General features: G+C 46.1%; 16 protein-coding genes. 2 read left to right on the top strand and 14 right to left on the bottom strand.

Annotation, left to right across the window (positions count from 1 at the left end; all coding sequences use genetic code 11):
* Window positions 1-9 precede the first annotated feature (9 nt).
* Both PTQ21_RS17885 and PTQ21_RS17880 read right to left on the bottom strand, forming a co-directional pair.
* The gene (locus PTQ21_RS17885; protein ID WP_274566550.1) at window positions 10-1,947 is read right to left on the bottom strand and encodes an LTA synthase family protein; all 1,938 of its coding nucleotides are present in this window, start codon (window positions 1,945-1,947) and stop codon (window positions 10-12) included.
* A gap of 104 nt (window positions 1,948-2,051) precedes the next feature.
* Window positions 2,052-4,322, bottom strand: a complete 2,271-nt coding sequence (locus tag PTQ21_RS17880; RefSeq protein WP_274566549.1) for a putative PEP-binding protein — start codon at window positions 4,320-4,322, stop codon at window positions 2,052-2,054.
* 251 nt (window positions 4,323-4,573) lie between these two features.
* Here PTQ21_RS17880 and PTQ21_RS17875 point away from each other — a divergent pair, with 251 nt between their 5' ends.
* Window positions 4,574-4,951: a VOC family protein gene (locus PTQ21_RS17875; protein ID WP_072732536.1), complete on the top strand. Its 378-nt coding sequence runs from the start codon at window positions 4,574-4,576 to the stop codon at window positions 4,949-4,951.
* A 209-nt stretch (window positions 4,952-5,160) separates the two neighbouring features.
* Window positions 5,161-5,829 carry an SOS response-associated peptidase gene (locus PTQ21_RS17870; RefSeq protein ID WP_274566548.1) on the top strand — a complete coding sequence of 223 codons (669 nt, stop codon included), beginning with the start codon at window positions 5,161-5,163 and terminating at the stop codon, window positions 5,827-5,829.
* A gap of 297 nt (window positions 5,830-6,126) precedes the next feature.
* Here the strand turns inward: PTQ21_RS17870 and PTQ21_RS17865 are convergent, their stop codons facing one another.
* The 12 genes from PTQ21_RS17865 to PTQ21_RS17810 form a co-directional block, all read right to left on the bottom strand.
* Window positions 6,127-7,671, bottom strand: coding sequence for an AraC family transcriptional regulator (locus PTQ21_RS17865; RefSeq protein WP_274566547.1), 1,545 nt, complete (start codon window positions 7,669-7,671; stop codon window positions 6,127-6,129).
* A 211-nt stretch (window positions 7,672-7,882) separates the two neighbouring features.
* Window positions 7,883-8,884, bottom strand: a complete 1,002-nt coding sequence (locus PTQ21_RS17860) for an ABC transporter substrate-binding protein (RefSeq protein WP_274566546.1) — start codon at window positions 8,882-8,884, stop codon at window positions 7,883-7,885.
* Between the two features lie 180 nt (window positions 8,885-9,064).
* A complete protein-coding gene (locus PTQ21_RS17855) occupies window positions 9,065-9,439 on the bottom strand; it encodes a hypothetical protein (protein WP_274566545.1) in 375 nt (124 codons plus the stop codon).
* Window positions 9,432-10,124, bottom strand: a complete 693-nt coding sequence (locus PTQ21_RS17850) for a 3'-5' exonuclease (RefSeq protein WP_274566544.1) — start codon at window positions 10,122-10,124, stop codon at window positions 9,432-9,434. Before PTQ21_RS17850 ends, PTQ21_RS17855 begins: the two co-directional genes overlap by 8 nt.
* 21 nt (window positions 10,125-10,145) lie before the next feature.
* Window positions 10,146-11,099, bottom strand: coding sequence for a class I SAM-dependent methyltransferase (locus PTQ21_RS17845; protein ID WP_274566543.1), 954 nt, complete (start codon window positions 11,097-11,099; stop codon window positions 10,146-10,148).
* Between the two features lie 38 nt (window positions 11,100-11,137).
* Window positions 11,138-11,725, bottom strand: coding sequence for a histidine phosphatase family protein (locus PTQ21_RS17840; protein ID WP_274566542.1), 588 nt, complete (start codon window positions 11,723-11,725; stop codon window positions 11,138-11,140).
* Window positions 11,722-14,028: a class I SAM-dependent methyltransferase gene (locus PTQ21_RS17835; protein ID WP_274566541.1), complete on the bottom strand. Its 2,307-nt coding sequence runs from the start codon at window positions 14,026-14,028 to the stop codon at window positions 11,722-11,724. Before PTQ21_RS17835 ends, PTQ21_RS17840 begins: the two co-directional genes overlap by 4 nt.
* 43 nt (window positions 14,029-14,071) lie before the next feature.
* Entirely contained in the window at window positions 14,072-14,884 is an 813-nt protein-coding gene (locus PTQ21_RS17830; protein WP_274566540.1) for a phosphotransferase family protein, read from the bottom strand.
* A 75-nt stretch (window positions 14,885-14,959) separates the two neighbouring features.
* Window positions 14,960-16,546: a helix-turn-helix domain-containing protein gene (locus tag PTQ21_RS17825; RefSeq protein ID WP_274566539.1), complete on the bottom strand. Its 1,587-nt coding sequence runs from the start codon at window positions 16,544-16,546 to the stop codon at window positions 14,960-14,962.
* A 57-nt stretch (window positions 16,547-16,603) separates the two neighbouring features.
* The gene (locus tag PTQ21_RS17820) at window positions 16,604-17,611 is read right to left on the bottom strand and encodes a FecCD family ABC transporter permease (protein ID WP_274566538.1); all 1,008 of its coding nucleotides are present in this window, start codon (window positions 17,609-17,611) and stop codon (window positions 16,604-16,606) included.
* Window positions 17,608-18,609, bottom strand: a complete 1,002-nt coding sequence (locus PTQ21_RS17815; RefSeq protein WP_274566536.1) for a FecCD family ABC transporter permease — start codon at window positions 18,607-18,609, stop codon at window positions 17,608-17,610. The genes PTQ21_RS17820 and PTQ21_RS17815 overlap by 4 nt, the downstream gene beginning before the upstream one ends.
* A 290-nt stretch (window positions 18,610-18,899) precedes the next feature.
* Window positions 18,900-19,871, bottom strand: coding sequence for an ABC transporter substrate-binding protein (locus tag PTQ21_RS17810; protein ID WP_072733454.1), 972 nt, complete (start codon window positions 19,869-19,871; stop codon window positions 18,900-18,902).
* Window positions 19,872-19,953 lie beyond the last annotated feature (82 nt).

Genomic DNA, 19,953 nt, shown 5'->3' with positions numbered 1-19,953 from the left:
AAAATTCAATTACGGTGCACGTTTGGGTAACAGCTTCACATACTCGTCAGACAGCTTCATCAAGCTGAGCACGTGCTCATAGTCAGAACGATACGGTTCAAGATCCGTGACGGGTTCATACGTTTTTAACGAGTAGGCTGTTCCATCATCAAAGCCCGCACCCGGAATAAACATAATGTCATTGTTCACAAATGAACCTGTCGGCAAGTAATACCGGATACCGAACGCATTATGGTCCATGTTAAGCAAATCGTGTCCAAAGGCTGTGAATTTCTCTTCCTTCAAAGAGACACCCATCAAGTTCATCACCGTTGGCAAAATATCCAACTGACCACCAGGCTGTTCTATGACTTGACCTTTCGCCTGTTTCGGTGTGTGGATCAAGAGCGGGATGTTGAAACGACTAACTTTACCGTCATAGGGCACGCCCAGATTGGTCTGAATCTGCTGAGTAATCTCATCGTTTGCCGGCAGACCAAAATGGTCACCATATATAACAAGTGTTGTGTTGTCCCATAACCCGTTTGCCTTGAGTTCATCGATCAGCTGACCTACTGCATAATCCGTATAATTGATCGCTTGCAGGTAATCATGCAGTAACGTATTGGTGATTGTGGCCGGGATGGTAATTCTCGCCCGGTCCGCAGGAACCGTGAACGGTGAGTGGCTGGATGCTGTAATGAACTGAGCATAGAACGGCTGATTAGCAGCCTGATGCGCAGCCATTTTTTCCACACCTACACGATATAGTTCCTCATCCGATGGTCCAAAATCATTAAACTTATCATTCTTGAAGCTGGGTTTGTCGAAGTACCGATTGAATCCAAGCGCAGGATACATTTTGTTCCGGTTCCAGAAGGTGACGTCATTAACGTGGAACGTTTCAGATTCATATCCTTCTTTCCCAAGCAGTTTTGGAAGACTTGGCAGATCACGGTCACTATACCCTGCTGACATAGGTACAACTCCGGTTGGATAGATGGATGTGTTCGACATGAACTCTGCATCCGATGTATTTCCCTGTCCGATCTGTTGGAAAAAATGAGAGAAATAATAGCTTTCTTTGGCCAGATCATTCAGAACCGGGGTTAGTACTTGACCGTCGAGAGAAGCATTAATCGGGAAGTTTTGAAATGACTCCAGTTGGAGGACAATCAGGTTGCTTCCTTTGGCCTGACCAAAATATTTGGTTTTGATAGCTGTGCCTTGACTCGACTTATCCTGATACGGATACTTGCTAACCAGTTGATTAATCTTGTCGATGGTTTCGTTAATGTTGCCATTCGCAATGGCTTCATTCTCTTTGCTCGTCAGGATCGCCGATGACACCTGGTAATTCAGAAAGCCCAGATTTTCGGCACGAACCAGTTCATTATCAATGGTTTCCCCTTTGACAATGAAGCTGCCGGACAGCACGATGCAAAAAGCAGCCGTAAGGGCTACACCCAACTTGCCCCAATACCGTCTCCGGCTTCTGCCGAAATGGAGTCCACTGTCACGATAGCTGCTGTTACGAGCTGAGGCACGTCGACTGCGCAAGATAAACCATACGGGCAGAGCGAGTACGATATCCACAAAAAACAGGAAGTGCTCAGGTCGCACCAAAGGCCCGATACTGCCCCTCACTTGGGCGACTTGGCCCAGTTCGCTGAGTGCCGTATATGTGGGAACCGAACTGAAATGTACGTTATAAAGTGTCGCCGCGAACAATACCAGCGAGAACAACACATTAAAACCTGCGTACACTGAACGCTTCCACCCTTTGGGCACGATCAGATCGAGGATGCATACCACTGTCAGGGCCCCCAATGCGTCAGTAACGAAACCGATGCCAGACAGACCCTGGAAAAAGAAATACCGCAAAAGCGACAGCTTCAGCAGCATAAGAATAAATAACACGGCAAATAAAGTCCGTGATGAGGTCCGCTCATTTTTGGAATTAAACATGGTCGCTTTCAACCCTTATCTGAAATTTTTACGTTCCTTTTACAAAACGCATATTTCAGTATAACAGTTTTAGGGTTGGTATTCCATGAGGGGATATGGAAACATTACGCAATCGTCGATATATCGCCGTCCTGCCTGTTTTCGTTTGGGTCCTGCTTCTGAGCAAGGAGTGCCGCCTGTGCGGCAGCGATACGGGCAAGCGGTACCTGTTCTGGCAGACAGCTCACATAATCCAGACCAATCCGGTGGCAAAAAGCAATGGAAGCCGGATCGGCTGCATTCTCGCCACAGATGCCTGCTTTTAGATGAGGTTTCCGAATTCGGCCCTGAACGAGGGCCATCTCCACCAACTGCCCCACTCCGTCAATATCCAGTACCTGAAATGGATTGCTGGGCAGTGAGCGTTGTGACTCAATAAAATGAAGGAAAGGCTTCTCCGTATTATGACGACTGTAACCAAACGTCATCTGTGTCAGCTCATCGGTGCCAAACGAGAAGAAGTCCGCATGACGCGCGATAGGAGCTGCAGTCAATGCCGCTCGAGGAACTTCAATTCGTGCTCCCACTCTGTAAAGACAGTGACGCTTCTCCTCTCCAAGCACCTGGTCCGCTACATGATCCACCAGATCTCTCATGACTTGAAGTTCATTGGCATTGCCCACCAAAGGAATCATAATCTCAGGCCGCACCCATAACCCTTGGCGGATGCCCTTCACCGCTGCACGAAAAATGGCTTCAAGCTGCATATCGTAGATTTCCGGGAACACAGTTCCCAGTCGACAGTCCTGCTGTCCTAGCAACGGATATTGTTCATGCAATTCCAGCACCCTGTGAATGACACGCTCAAGCTCCTGCACTTCGGTGTTATTTTCCTCTAATTTCCTGAGAGCCAACTGCTCACGTCGTTCTTTTAACCTTTCAATATCAGGCAGCAGCTCATGCAGCGGCGGATCAAGCAATCGAATGGTTACCGGATAACCATCCATCGCTTCGAAGAGTTGTTCAAAATCAGCCTGTTGCATCGGCAACAGACGTTCCAGTCCACGTTTGCGCTCTGCTTCGCTGTCTGCCAGAATCATTTTCTGTACAAAAGGAAATCTCGAAGCAGACAACAACAGTTGTTCTGTCCGACACAATCCAATGCCCTCAGCCCCTAACGAGCGAGCCTTCACGGCGTCCTTTGGATGATCCACATTCGAAAGTATTGTAAGCCCCTTCATTTCATCTGCCCATTCAAGTAGGAGCTGTAACTCGGATGATAAATTTGAAGATGCTTTCAGCAATTCCGTCACATGCCAAGGCTGGATACGTAATATGGCATCCTCTTTGGTGATTACCTCTTCATCCACAAGATCTACAGTACTCCTCAGCGTCGCCTGTGAGGTTAACCTTGCTTCACTAATTTCCACAAGATACAAGATCCCAGAATCCACAACAAATTGAATCTCCTGTACTTCTCTCGTGTGAGACTCCAGATAACCGCAAGCATCCTGCAAAAGACCATACAGTTCAGACTCTTCATTCCGCAGTTGATCCAGTCCTTCATTCGAACGCCGAGAAGCATCAGTTGAAATGTAATCCCCTGTCATACCTCGTTCCCCGGTACCTGGATGACGAGAATATACCGTTCCGAACCCGCTGCGGTCACCACGCTCGCCATTGACCATCACCTGTATAAGAACAGCTGCTCCTTGAGTTTCATCGGAGAAATGAGAAGGATTACGAAGAAGTTCTTGTTGGGAGTTGGGCCTTATAACACGTTGTGAATCAGAAACTGCACGCATCACTTGTTTTAACTGTAACTGCACATCCTGAGGGAACGGATGACGTCCTCTCTCTTCTATTAAACGTTTATATTCCGCGATGGTGAATTCTAGATTCGCTTCATCGAGTATCGAGATGTCTTCCAATTTTTCTTCAAATAGATCATACGGAATGTCGTACACCAGTTGACCATAATCTTGTAATAAAATTCGATAACAATTAAGGGCATACTGACGATCATTCGTTTGCTTAGCGAGCCCCTCCACCGTCACATCATTCAGTCCTACATGAAGCAAAGCATGGGATGCCGTATTACGGGAACTCGATTCACTTGACCGGACGGAAAGCAGCAGCGGTGTTAAGGAATCGCCGAAGAATTTGCCGGATTGCTGCTCAAGATGCTGAATTGCGCTGCCAATCTCTTGGGTTCCTTCAGCTGAAAGATGTGCAAGACGGGTACAGAATGCGCGACAGCCTTCCTTTGTTACAATGAATCCGGCCGGAACGGGCCAACCTGCCTGGAGCAACTCCGCAAGTTCAGCCCCTTTAATACCCATTAGCCCTTTCATCTCTGCCGTACCTTCTTCCAATAGAACTACCCGTTTCGTCATTACAGCGCTCCCATCTGCCATTACATGGCTGTGCTTAAAAGGCAATTCGTTCGCTCGAATTGTCCTTTATCTAATGGTATGTCGCAATGCGGCAGTCAAGGACATATGCTTCCTCTTTTTGTGCTTGAATTGAAGTTGTATGACAGGTGCTCATATATGGTAATATAAAGCTTGACTCTATCTAAAAAGATACATCCCAAGGCATACCTGCTTCAACCATGATCAACTACGTATATAAGGAGTGTAAATCAATGTTTACTCAAGTCGGACAAATTATGTTGTATGTAAATGATCAGGATAAGGCTCTTCAATTTTGGACAGAAAAAGCAGGTTTCCATATCGTTAACGAAGTCAATGGGAATGGAATGCGCTGGATCGAGATTGCTCCTGTGAAGGATGCTCAAACCACCATTATCCTGCACGACAAAGAATTCGTTGCCAAAATGTCCCCTGATTTAAACCTTGGCACACCATCTCTTATGCTTTTCACAGATAACCTGGATCAACTTTACACTCACTTATCCAATAAACAAGTTACGGTTGGCGAGATTGTAACGATGCCTGGCGGAAGAGTATTCAACTTTGCAGATGATGAAAACAATTACTTTGCTGTTATGGAGAAAAACTAAATCTCCTGGATCACCTGAGTAATACCACACCAAAAAGCCCGTTCAGTAGTGAACAGGCTTTTTTCTATATATTTTGCTCATATGCAAACCTGCCTGCATACGTTGCTGTTTTCCCATGTTGTTTCGCATAAACTCCACATATTACCCGTTTCTAACGTTAAAGATTTGAGTTAAATTACATACTATAGCGTTTTAAAGGAGGCTTCGATATGTGCGGAAGATTCACGATTACAGATCCAATTGAAGAAATTATGGAGAGGTACTATGCTTCTATTGCTGAAGGATTTGAGTACAAACCTAATTACAACGCTGCGCCTATGCAATTCATCCCGACAATTATCGGTAGCAAAGACGGTAATCGATTGGGGTCGCTCCGATGGGGTCTAGTTCCTAATTGGGCCAAGGATGAAAAAATAGGCAATAAGATGATTAACGCCCGTGCAGAGACACTCACAGAGAAACCAGCCTTTAAACGCCTCATCAGTTCCAAGCGTTGTATTATCCCATGCTCGGGATTTTATGAATGGAAAAAGGATGGATCCGTAAAGCAACCAATGCGGATTTTAATGAAAGATGACTCCATCTTCTCGCTTGCTGGCCTATACGATACTTGGATTGATCCAGAAGGTAACAAGCTTTCAACTTGCACTATCATTACTACGGAACCTAACAGTCTTATGGCGGACATCCACGATCGTATGCCAGTCATTCTCCGGCCGCAAGATGAAGCGGATTGGCTAAACAAGGAATCAGACAAGGAAAGCGTTCTGAGGCTTCTCAGCCCGCATGATGCCGATGAAATGATAGCATACAAGGTGGATTCTGCAGTAGGTAATGTGAGAAATAATAACGAGGAATTGATCAATGAGGTCAGTTAAGAATAAAAAGAAGCAGCGAGATTATCCCTCTGCTCCTTTTCATAATGAATTAATTGAGATATATCATTAAGCTCTAATGCTTCCATAATCTTATTCTGGTTGTCAGGCGACCACGCCTTTGATTTATTCTCAGCCATGTCAGCGATTATGTGCGATCGAAAACAAGACAACTGCCTTCGTCAATTCGCTAAATGCTGTTAAGAGCAAGAAAAAGAAAAAAATGAAATAAAAGGATTGGGAATGCAACTACCTTGGAAGTATAGTGGTTCAGGAGATTTTACATTACTCAAGTCTAATTCAGGCCATAAATCGCAATATATCATCGATCTTCTTCCCATGGGATATAACACCATAATTCATCCAGGTCATAAAATCCACCTCATATACGTGACCACTTTTTACTGCAGGCAGCCGTTCCCACTCCTCTCTCTCCAGGAGCTTCCGTTCCTCTCCGGGGTAGGCAGAATCCATATTATCAAATGTGATAAAGAGATGATCTGCCTCAAGCTGACATAGCTTCTCAAGCCCAATACCGACTCTTCTACTTTGACTCGCCCATTGCTGAACACGAACATGCGGGGTTAATCCGAGATCCTGATACAGCACAGGTCCTACGTAACCGTACTGATTTCCATAGAGTGTAATTTCCGATGCAGAAATACGCAAAAAAGCGACGGTTTGGCCACGCATATGACGTGTCAAACGTTTCTTGGCTTCCTGCGCCTTTTCTTCATAATCACCTATTACATCCTGCACCCGACTTACCTTTCCCAGCACATCCGCTGTGGATTTCAAAATGGAACGCCAGTCCTCACCCTCGTGCTCCATATAAAACGTCGGTGCTACTTGCTCAAACCGATCCAGATTCCAGCGTTTATACCCGTCGTTCAACATAATAAATTCAGGCACATTCGTTTCATTAAAACCTGCATCTATCCGAGTAACATCGAATTCAGGGATATCTTCCATTCCCAAATAATGCTGCCTGCCCCATGAGCGATGGGAGCACTGCAACACGGGTTTTATTCCAAGAGCCAGAACAAAATCCTCTAGATACGGTGCAAACACACGTACTTCTTGACGGTAATGGCGCCGATATACCCCTGGTGAAACACCTGCATATTGCTTGAATCGGCGGCCGAAATAATACTCGTTATTAAATCCCACATTCTGTGCAATATCATGCAAGCGATCATCGGTCATCTGTAACAGCAGTTTGGAATGCTCCAATCGTACAGCATTTACATAATCAAGCGGAAGCTTGCCTGTGATCTCCTTGAATCGTCGGGTATAACTGGATCTGGTAAGCCGGATCTCTGCTGCCAGATCATCAACTGTTATGGGCTGATCGTAGTGTTCGCGAATATAACGAATCGAGCTTTGAAGCCGAGCACGGTCATCCGGCGATTCAATCTCGGGATCATTTTGCCGAAGCAGCACTCGGAACCACTCCTGAAAACGCAGTTGCATCTCCCATTGATCCAGCCAATCATGAGCAGTCTGCCCACGCGATATCTGTTCTACTGATTTCAGACAGGAACTCCATGGACTATAATTCAGCTCAATAAGAGGCAACCGATCTGGATCTGAAATCAAGACTGGAAGCCCTTGTTGCGCCGTTTCGTCTTTTATACTCAACCTACTGGACGTATCTTCTTTTACCTCAGCTACCATCAGTTCAAGTCTGTAATATTGCAACTCACTGGAGCCTTCAATCACAATGGTACGTCCAGCCGGAACAAACAGAATCATCCCTTTTTCCAGGCGAGTGTCCCTATTATCCAAAGAATCTATTGAGCCATGCCCACCCGTCACTACGAAAAGAGCGTGTGATGATGTCATGTTATATGTCTGCCTATTGGCGATATTGACTTGGCTATAATCCATGTATTTCATATGTTGAAGCATGCATAACCAGGGCTTGGGAATCAGTTGTACAATCGTGGGACACATATTCATCTTCCTTAATTGAGAATTGTTATCATTTACAATAGTGTAAACGAAAAAAGAAAGCTCTTCAACCCTGAGGGAAGAACTTTCTTATGGAAAAGGCTTATGGCGTCATTTTTTGCAAGAGATCATCAATCTTCAATGTGTTTGCCGTAATCGCACCTGATTGCCAATACGATCTTTCCATCATGTATACATGGTTGTTTTTGACTGCCGGGAGAGATTTCCACAACTTGCTATCCAGCACCTTCAAAGCTTCCTTGTTCTCTGGAGATGACCACTCTCCATTGGATGGAAATACAATAATGTGATCCGCATCAAGCTCTGGAAAAGCCTCTTCGGACAGGATTTCCTGATATTCTTCCATGTTGCCGACCAGTGGATGAGGTGTTAGACCAAGCTCCGAATAAATAAATCCGGTAAATCGATTTTTCACACCGAACAATGCCAATGTATTATTGCTGATATTCAGTCGGACAACCGCTACGGTCTCATCCCCAACGGCTTCCTGAAGCTTCGCCTTAGCGTCTGCAATCTTGGCTTCAAATGCCGCAACAACTTCTTTACCCTTGTCCGGTTTACCAACAACATCCGCAATGGTCGTTAAAATTTTATTGGAATCCTGTAGAATATCTTCAGGCAGGCGATACGTCGGTGCCACCTTTGAATACATCTCATATTTCTCCATGTCCACTCCGCCATCCACAATGATGAGATCTGGATCATATTGCAACAAAGCCTCAATGCTTCCTGTAGTATCAAATTGAGGCACATCCAGATCCAGATATTCCTGCACTCCCCACAACGGGTGATACCATTGAACTACAGGTGTAATATCTAGTGCTTTCAGATAATCCTCCACATAGATACCAGCAATCCGCTGCGGATGCACCGGAATCGTCACATCGCCGAATTCATCCTGAACGACACGTGTCTCAGCTTCTTTTTCTGTTGTTTCAGATGTACTGCCATTTGATACTGCGGTCCCAGATGCAGGAGCCTGTTCTGCTTTTGACTCAGAATTTGCACTACAGCCCGATATAACTACAACCATGAGTAGCAGTATGATCGTCAACCCTTTGAAGCCTTTACTGAACCTTACCATGATACCCTTCACCCCTATGTAATCTGTTGTTGTATCGGTGAGAACATGTTTTATAAATAATGATTATCATTCTCACTCAATGCTTAGATGAATTGTACCTTATGCTGTGCAAAACTCACAATACACATTCGAAGCTATTTTTTTATACAAACGAAAAGAATATACAACCGTCACCCCCGCTTAACGCAGGGGTAATGTACCTTGTTGATAACGTTCAAGTAATTGCTTAACAAATAAATTCTGCATTTCATCCTGTAATAGAGCAGCACCAATCAAACCAATATCATCACTGACATATCCCGCTAGTTCCGGATCGCCCGCAAGAGCAATCGTTCGTTTGAAAGCCAGTTCCCTGCAAACACGAAGCAATTCTTCTTCCACGACGTCAGAATTCTGAGCAATCCGTTCAAATGCCTGCATCCACTCATCGGCAAATTCGGAAGCATCCCGTTGATCCAGATAGGCTTCCACTTCCAGTCCTTCGAATGTCTGCTGATTAATCATCAGCCCCGCATTCAAATCAGCCAGCAATTTATCTGCATCCACTCTACTCATCTGGCTTCCCTCCTCCATTCGACGCTGTCAAATACATCTCAGGAATCACAAAACGCTTCATCACATGTTTCCCATCCGCAGTAAAATGATCCAATTCAAGAGCCTGATATTCATTCAGGACATGTTCGAAAATACGAGCAATCACACCACAATCGGCCAAGGCATTGTGCCTGTGAATTCCGTCTGTATTCAGTTCATAATACCGGATCAGGAAATCGGTAGAGATGACCTCGGAGATTTCAGGATGAATATATGTAAACATCGCTTTTGTATCCAACACCGGATTGGAAAACATCATCAGCCCATTCATATCACAATGTCGTTTCAATATGGGCAAATCATACTCATAACCCGCCTGCGTGACTAATACCTTATCCCCGATGAATTCCAGAAAAGCCTGGTATGCTTCTGCAAATGAGGGAGCCTGGATCATATCCTCATTTGAAATACCCGTTAACTTCGTGACCGCTTCCGGAATCGGCCTAGAGGCGCGTACAAGTGAAGTGAACGTTGAATCTAATGATTCTCCTTTTTTGTAGTTCATTGCACCAAATTGGGTCACACTCTCCTCTGCCGGGTTAATTCCTGTGCCCTCTAGATCAATTATGCAGTACATCCTATCTTGCGAGTTAGGGACTTTTAGCTCTTCAACAGTGTACGTATCCGGCATAAACGCAATCTTCATTTGGCTCTCCCCCTTTTTCATCTAGTCCAGCCGTGTAATTCGCGTCATTTGCTGTGTTGGTGTTATCCAGCTTCGACATACAAAGTACTGGGGAAGTTGATTTACGAATGACTCTATGAAAGGAACACTCGGCGCATAGTAGAAGGAACCTCCTGGTTTTAGCGCTCTTAAAAGCTCCATATATTTCTGAGCGTATACTTCCGGTTCGCCGTCTGCCTTGAGATGATGATGTGTAAAATGGTTGGAGAATGCCAAATGGGATATTATTGTCCCCCACTGTTCTTGTTCAAAAGAAGATTCCATCCAGCACACACGTCGCAAAAACGGCCGCTCTTCCGATTCCTCCACCTGTCTGTCCATCCCATAAGCTTCTATCTTTTTTCCACGTAAAAATTGGACCAAATTGGCCTGCGGGCCGCAGCCAAGATCAAGCACCGGCGGATGCAGGTGCTCTATATCCAAGCCGAGCCAGGATACCTGCAGATCCGCCGAATACTCCTCACAAGGCACCCAGAACAGAAGTGGATCAATTGTATATTTTTTAAACAATTCCTCGCCATTGGTCTGTATTAGAAATGTTCTTAACTGTTGATAATGCTTCTGGAAAAATTGCTGTAATACCTCTTCCTCTGCCCTCTCATTCTGCAAAAGAGACCAGATCCGCATAAATTGATCTTTATATAATTCTGCCAATTGCAACTTGTCATTGCTCGTAAACTGCATAAACTGGTTCACCTGGATAAAATGGCGGACTCCTTGCTCTGCTAGTTTAATTGTAAAATGATTCAATAATCCATCTGTAAAAATACGTTCTAATGCTTTTGCCACTTGAGCGCGATATTCCATTAGCCAGCACAACGTTCGCGGAGATGGCCCTAATGTAGACTTGCCTCCATTATAAAATAAACTTTTATTGTCATTAAAACGGATTTGTTGCTCCATAAAGGACTCTACCAACTTGAGGTTCAGTATCATCGCCTCCTAACGTCGTTAGAACGTGTTACCTAGAGAAACTACACCTGCTCTTCCCACAATCGTGTTACCTGAACCAACCTACCTTCACGATCAAACTCCAGCTTGTAGATGTCCGGCATCGTTGTATTTGCCCAGAAGTCATAACCGTAGGACGAATCAAAATAATTGAAAATCAACGTCATGATATCCCCATGGGTGCCAATCACTATTTTTTGTCCCGGATGCCTATCCAGAATTCGCTGTATAACAGCAATTGCCCGCGCCCCAGCGACTTCGCCGGATTCTCCACCTGAATAAGCGAATGCAGGATCATCATAGAGCCTTTGTTTGGCTTCCCGAAAATGTTCATGCTTCACTTCAGGACCTGACAGCTTACGCTCACGCAAATCCTCTTCGGTGACCACAATGCCACCTGACACTTCGGCCAACCCCTGAATCGTATCCACGGCCCGTCTATACGGACTGGAATAAAACAGCTCGATCTGCTCCCGATGGAGCAAACCCGCGACGGTCGCCGCATCCCTTTTTCCTTGTTCCGTCAGACCTCGCTCACGTTCCTGCCCTTCCATATATTCAGATTCCGCGTGCCTTACAAAATATAAAGCCGTGTTGGCTTCATTCGTCATCTGTCCGCCATTCCTTTCTTCTTTTCAATCACAATCAGGCAGGTGCTGTCTGGCAAAGGTGCAGGTTGACCCTGTTCATCCATAAATATAATTCGTTCTCCAAGCGCCTCCGTATATCCTTCTTGAAGAAAGTGTCTAAATGTAATAATCTCGGCTTGCTCACCCAGCGCTTCGCGAATACTTTGCTCATATGCCGATGGGGTAAATATGCCGAATTGTTCCTGAATCTCATGGACATATGCTTCTTCGCCCCATGTATAGGTGTACAGAAATTCCATCGCATCGTTGATATCCAGCAGCGCTTCGTCCTCAGAGATTCGCTCGAATTCAATGATGCGTCCCTGGAAATCCTGCGTATACCGCTCCAGCCATCGCATCCCATCCGGTTCAAGGAAACGAATTCGACGCTTTTGCGCTTCGGGTTCAGTCATGATGCCATCCCTGATCAGAATTCGGCCCCCGGGGGATAACACGTTAAATGAACTTCTTAGCGCAGCAACGACCGTATCCCTGTTAAATCTTCGTCCGTCACGTTCAATATACGAATACAGTTCATGCAGAATGGATGAAAAAATAACCGTATCCACCGTGCCTGGCTGCACGTATTGATCCAGTTGGAGAGCATCTCCCTTCAATACTTGCCAGCGATGTGCCTCCCGCTGCTTTTTGCGCTCCAACGCCTCAATAACATTCGCTGAAATATCAATGCCGATTGATTCCATCTCAGGTCGTTCCTGCTCAATCAGATCGAGCAATATTCCACCGCCGGGACCGATATCGAGCACACGTTTGCCAACCATGTAATCCAGCAGTACTTTCTTGTAATCACCTGAGCTGTTCATGTCGGCCAGATACGTCTCTTCATTATGGAACCGATCATACGCATCCCGACGGAGTCCAAATAGGTCAAATAACAACAGCACAGCCTTTTCGTATAACGGAGACTTTTCTGCTTCAATACAAAATGCAATTAGCTTCTCGGCCGCCGGGGAAAATTCAAATGTCACAAATACCGTATCCCGCAAATCCGGGTGCCGCTCAATCCGATGTGTCAGATGGGGGTAAGTAATCGTCTCACCTGCTTCAATCTGCTCCCACGAATATTGCTCCAAATACTTTTCAATCATTCGTTTCTTGTAAACATTCAGTTTCTTGACACCTTTATAATCGTAATACATCGTGTTCATTAATGGTTCGAAGCTGATATGCCTTACCATATCCCCTTGTTGCTCCTGTGAAGTCGAGTTCAAGCCCACTCCTTCTTCTTCGGTTACTCTGCCTATGCCTGTGCTGTTCATCGTCAAATCATCTACAGATAACATTCCCTCACTGTGTAGCGTCAAAAGGAAGATCTTAACCATCTCCTGCAATGAAAAATCATGCATCGCTGACTCCACATACCATAAGGTCCGATGAGCCAGAGGAGCGAGAAGTTTCTCTATCTCAAGCTGAGCTTGAAGTTTCGCATATGCTTCATCCATCGCTTCTCCCTGACGTATAGATGAGCTCCGTAAGCGTGACAGCCGCTCCTTCACATTCCAGTCTGTATGATCCGGCTTTGTAATAATCCAACCTACGATACGCTGCACTTCAGCCTGAACTTGATTCCACAACGCTGGATCAACACCAGCAATGATACATTCATTTAATGCGATCAGGATGGCCTGCATTTCATTTGCGGTCAGCCACCCTTGCGTTATGAACGAGTGCAGTGGGGCATTTTCGGCAAATGGAATTTCTCCTCTTATGTACTGACCAATAAGTCCGTGTGTGGCAATAAGGGTACGAATGATCTCATGCCGAGGTGTGGGTGAACCATATGCAGTTTGCGCATTTTGTGTATTACCGCTTGGATCATCATTTGATAAATCACGTGAGGATTCTGATCGAGATGAATGTTCCTCCTCACGATGGCCTTGCTTGCCATGCAAATTTCCAACACTTCCATACATGTCATATAGCTGTGCTGAACCGACATTGTGCACGAACAGGTTAACCCCCTGTTTCTGCCATTTTCGCCGCTGTTTCGGTGATCCTGCCTTGGCCGTTTCCGACCAGACCAACACATCCTCCAGAATTTCTCGCATCCAAAAAGAAACCTGAAGTTGCTCCAGCACCAAGATTGTACGTTCTACGTAATCCAGTACCGGATTCGTGCCTTTCAGTTCAGCTATAGAATGAATGCGTTCCAGGTTAATATTCGGCTGCTCTGCCGCTGCCAGCAGCTGCAGCCACAGTGGCTGCTCCCCCTCCGGGAGATGGCCTGACTTGTAAGATTGTATGGCCTTTAATGCGTTCAGCATGAATTTCTTCACCTCGTTATCCTTGTTAGTTACACTAAATATGTCATTTCAGCAGACGAATACGATCCTGCACAAGCTTGATTAACTGATCCGCTTCCACTGCAGGTAACCTCTCGTCTAGACGTGCAGCCGCGACAGGCAAAATCCAGGCATCCAGCTCCTGGCGAGATATCCCGGAAATCTGGATGTAATGTTGGATATAATGATCCAGCATTACATTGCGAGCCAATTCAAATCCCTTATGAACAGCCGGGTCTGTATCCTCCGGCAACGTGCCGCTCATTAATATTACCCAGCTTCGTGCCACATCACCCGCTGGATCACCCGACATGCCTGTCATCCAGTCTATAACCCAATATTGATCTCTCATTTCATTTAACATGACATTATCGGGATGAAAGTCGCCATGACAAATTTGCTTTCGCTCCGGAAGCGACGACATATAATTGATAACCTGCACCTTATCTTCTTCCGGCAATAGAGAGGTATTGCGAATGGCCCCAGTAAGAATCTGCTTTTGTGTGGGGAGTGCTCCTTCATCATCCTGTTGGGCGTGAAGGCTATGATGACAGACTGCCATTTGACGCGATAGTTCTTCGATCAACACGGGCTCCTGAATCATGAGGGATAACATCGTGTTGCCTTCAATCCGTTCAAATATAATCCCTTTACGCGATTCATCATCCATATACAATCTTGCCTGTGGCACAGGTAGGCCCTTTTGGAATACTGCCTCGGTAATTCGAAACTCATTCTGGACAGCTTCGGTTGAAAAATCCGCATGGTATAATTTCATAATCTGATTTGATGGGTACTCATAGATCTCAGCCGTTCTTCCTTGCCCAATCCGTCTCATTCTTCACTCTCCCTAACATGAGTAGACTACCTATTGCAGTACGATCCCTGTTGAACACTACATATTCAACGCTGTTTATCGCTGCTGATGTTCACCCACGGCTGCCATCAATTCATTCATGATTCGTTGTCTCCCCAGTGGAGTCCAGCTCATTACAAACCAATTGGGAATACGCTTAACTTTTCCATCCTTCACCGCCGGAATCTGGGGCCATGCTGCCGTTCTGGTCAACTGGTCATACATTTTGTCACTACCGGCGAGAATATGATGATGATGAATTAACAAATGTTCCGTCTCCAATACAGGCATGGCCTCCGGTTGCAGCTCCATACGCCACAGTTCTGCTGGAGCCTGATTACCCGGGCGCAGACCAAGCTCGCCGTATACCAATTCATTGAGCGGATGATTCACCCTGCCCTGAATGCCAATCGTCCGGTGGCTCACTTGCATGATGGTCATCCGTTCCTGGCCCAGTATCCGGCGCAATGTCTGGCCTGTTGTCTCAGTCTGCACATCCAGACGAGTCAGCATCTCCGCAGCCTCACGTTCCCGGTTCACCAACTCGGCAATTTTCTCAAAGTTTCCTTTCCAGTCCCACACAGAGAAATCCAGAAATACAGGCGCAGCCGTTTGTTTAAACTGCTCTCTGAACTCTGTATGATAATGATCGGCAATGATCATATCTGGATTGGACTGCTCCAATTCCAGCAGTTGGCTGTGCAATTGTTCCGCATACTGTTCATTGCTCTGTCCTGGATACTGGAATAAATCCACCACACAGACCGGCTCGATTCCAACAGATTTCAGATGGTCGTCGAAACCGAGCGAGGATGCTACAGCCACCTTTAACTTGCCTCGCTTCATATATAATGTAGGGGATACACCCACCATGCGCTGAAACATGCGGCTAAAGTAAAATTCACTACGAAACCCGACTGCAGCTGCCACTTCCTTCACTCGACTGTTCTTCGTATTCAGCATCTGCTTGGCCCGGGTCATGCGCACATTGCTCAGGTACTCGACTGGTGGCAGACCTGTTTCACTTCGGAACAAACGTGAAAAAGCAACCGGCGGCATGCCACCTGCTGCTTCAGCCAGCTGTTCAATGCTTACTTTGTCCGTATAGTGCTGCTCCATATAAAGGATGCTGCGTTCAACCCGTTCATCCATTACGGTAGTCGGCTGTTCCGTTTCATTTTTCATAATATTCTGGATCAATTGCTCTAACTGAATTCTCAAATTCAATGAATCCCGATTTCGTTCCTGCCGACTGTGATGATACAACTGCACGATCTGTTGGAGGATCTGTTGTGGATGATGCACGAGAATATGTCCTGGTGAGAGTGCTCCGGATAAGGATAAGGAAGGCAATGCTTCATATCTACCTCTGGTCTTAGTTAGCCGGATCGGTTCAAACCATATGCCATAGTATTCAAACGTGCTGCCTTGTTCCGGGAATTCCACAATCATGCCGGGTACAAGCAAATATAACTGGAGAGGACGAACCTTCTGGAGCGCACCATCCAGTACAACAACTCCTTCGCCCTCTGTAATAAAGCATAATATGTATACAGGGACCCGAACATGTTTGGCTTGTCGGGTCATGGGAAACTTTCGTTTACGTACTGAAGATAAAAGATAGATTAGATTGGCTTCGTTCACATATGATGGCATGAAAAAATGCACCAGCCTTTCTTGCATTCTGAATCCTTTTCTTCATTATATCCCTCTGCGTCGTAACAGCAAATACATCATATATGGAGCCCCGATAATCGCCGTAATTAATCCGGCTGGAATTTCATACGGAGTGAAACATGTCCGTCCGGCGAGATCTGCGAGCATGACGATCAGTCCTCCAAGCAACGCTGCAATCGGTAAACGAACGAGACTCCGGCTTCCTGCCAGATGTTTTGCCATGTGAGGAGCCATTAAGCCAACAAAGCCAATCGTTCCTGCCATCGACACCGCGGACCCGGCGAGCCCTACACTCATCAGAAGGAACAACACCCGCATAGTCTCTACCCGCAGACCCAGTCCAGTTGCCGACTGGACATCGAGCAGAAACATATCCAGCCGTCTGGACATCCATATTAATAGAAGAAACAGGAGCAGCATCCACGGCAATAAAGGCCAAAAGTGTCCCCACGTTCGTCCGTATAGACTGCCTGCCATCCACACGGAAGCCTGAGAGATCCGGAATATTTTGCCCACCGTCAGCAAATAGGTGATTAATGCGCCAGCCATTGCAGAGATGCCCACACCAATCAGCAGCATGCGAACCGTGGAACTCGCCTCTCCTTTTCTCCATGACAATCCATAGATTACCGTGGCCGCGAGAAAGGCTCCAACGAATGCAATCCAAGGCATATGCCGCATTGGAAAGGTAGGAACCAGCACCATGACGGCAACCACCGCAGCAGCCGCACCCGAATTCAGCCCAATTACGCCAGGTGATGCCAGAGGATTCCTTGTAATGACCTGTAGGATTGTACCCGCCAATGCCAGACCGCACCCAACCAGAAAACCGGTCAGTACCCGGGGCAGCCTTAACTGATGAATGGTGAAGTGATATTCCTGATCTCCCCTTCCCATCAAGCTACGCAATACTTCTCCCGGAGGGATGGAGCGATCTCCTAACATCACATTAAGCACAAGCACCCCCACATTCAATAACAACAGGATCAGAATAAGGGTGATTGCACGTTTCTTTATAATAGAAGAAATCATATCGATCTCTCCTTTCTTTGGGCCAAATAGATGAGGAAAGGAGCACCGAAGAAGGCTGTAACCACCCCAACAGGAATTTCCTGCCCAGGCAACACAAATCTCGCTCCAATATCTGCTGTGAGCAGCAGTAGTGCCCCCAGAACAGCAGAGTACGGAACTACCCAGCGATAATCACTGCCTGTTATTGATCTTGCAATATGCGGAACGGCTAACCCGATAAATCCGATTGGTCCGGCAAGTGCCACGGCACTGCCAGCCAGCAGAACAATCGAGATAATACAGATGATCCTAATCATCTTCATTCGCTGTCCTAATCCTTGAGCCACTTCATCACCTAATCCAAAAATGTTCAATTGACTGCTTAATGCAAACGAACCGACGATGCCAAGGATCAGATAAGGCAGAATTTGAATAAACAGATCGAGATCTCTGCCTGTCAATGAACCCGCCAACCAGAAACGCATCGCATCCAAAGACTGCTCATTCAGGATAAGAATGCCTTGTGTCAGTGAAGCAAATAACAAATTTAATGTAGCCCCTGCCAGAACTAGTTTTACGGAAGTTAAGGGTTGTCTGCCCGTGGAACTAAGAAGGAAAACCAGCACGCCTGCAACCGCCGCCCCCAACAGCGCAGACCATGCAAATAATTGTAGAGACGTCGTTCCCAGCCAAAAGGAAGCAAGCACCGCGGTAAGTGCCGCGCCATAATTAATACCGAACAGTTCAGGACCTGCGAGGGCATTGCGGCTAATCGCCTGCATCAGGCACCCGGCCACAGCCAGTGAGCTGCCAACCACTGCGGCAATAACCGCTCTTGGCAGCCTGACGGTTTGAATGATCAGGTGTTCACGCGAGCCATCAAAGGCATAGAACGTATCCACAACAGAACGCAATGGAATCTGTACGATGCCATACATGATGCTGAATAGAAACGCGAGAAGTGTCAACACGATGATGGTTGCTAAACCAGTGATTTTAAACCTGGTGTTTGTGTTCATTTTTCTACGCCTCCAACCTGCATGCTGCTTGATTTATGTACTTCAATATGTTGTATAAATCACTTGAAAAAACGAACTGTCAAAATTTTTCCTTCTATTATATAAGAACAAATATAGAGCACGAATATAACATGGAACGAACCCTATGCAGAAAAATCAGAAAAATTGGATCGTCACATTCGACGACCCAATTTTACAGTTAAGCTATGACCACTTGGAAGCATAATTGCAATTGATAAGTGCTGAATCCCAATCCATTGCCGCTAGAAAAGGTCCAGCATGTTTTGTGTTTAGTTGGCTACATAGGTGTTCAGGTCATCCACGACCTTGTTTACAGCCTGAATGCCCAGGCCACTCATCCAGTACTCCCAGTCAACCGGGTGCACAGCTTCATTTTGGACTCCTTTCAACGTTGCCCACAATTTACTTTTCTCCAGTTTGGCGAATGCATCCGGCTCACGGTTAAACCAGAAGACTACGTCACCATCAAGATCAGCAATCTGTTCTTCCGTAATATCCTTGGAGAAGCCTGCATCCTGCTGTGCTGCGGGACGAACAATTCCGGAATCTTCCATAATCGTACCTGCAAATGTTTCTTTCAGATAGACCTGAATTTTGTCTTCACGGGGACGGAACAGCGATACTTCCTTGGCATCTTTGCCTGCAAGCGTAGATTTCAATTCCTCAATGCGCTGCTGATATGTATCCAACAGCTTCTTGCCATCTTCCAGCTTGTTTACAGCATCGGCATGAAGCTGCAGATTTTCTTTCCAGGTAACCCCAAGTGTTTCTACAAACACCGTAGGCGCGATTTGTTTTAACTGATCATGGATAGCATCGTGTGTATCTTTATTACCAATGATCAAGTCCGGCTTCAGTGCATCGATAGCCTCCAGGCTTGGTTCATTCACCGATCCGATATTCTCAATGCCTTCTGTGCCTTTTAGATAAGCCGGATACGGATCGCCTGCTGCCAGGATGGAAGGTGCGCCTATAGGTTTAATGCCCAACTCGAGCAAATTATCCAAGGCCCCAATGTCCAGTACCACAATTCGACTTGCATTGGTTGGAACCTGTACCTCACCATATGCATCTTTGACGGTACGTGTATCGCCAGTATTGGCTACGGTTTCTTCTTGCTTTGGTTCGGTTGGAGCGGTTTCCGCTGCTGAACCATTGGCTGCACCCGATCCCGAATTTCCACAACCCGCTAGCACCAGCATCAGTACCGCCAGCATAGCAAAATGTACCCATGATTTCATTCCAATCCTCTTTCTCTCTACTTGCATCCCATCCAACCCCCTGATCCTATTTAATAACCTAATCAATAATGATTATCATTAT

This window comes from Paenibacillus marchantiae (assembly GCF_028771845.1).
GTDB classification, from domain to species: domain Bacteria; phylum Bacillota; class Bacilli; order Paenibacillales; family Paenibacillaceae; genus Paenibacillus; species Paenibacillus marchantiae.
This window is presented reverse-complemented; position numbering and strand designations above follow the sequence as displayed.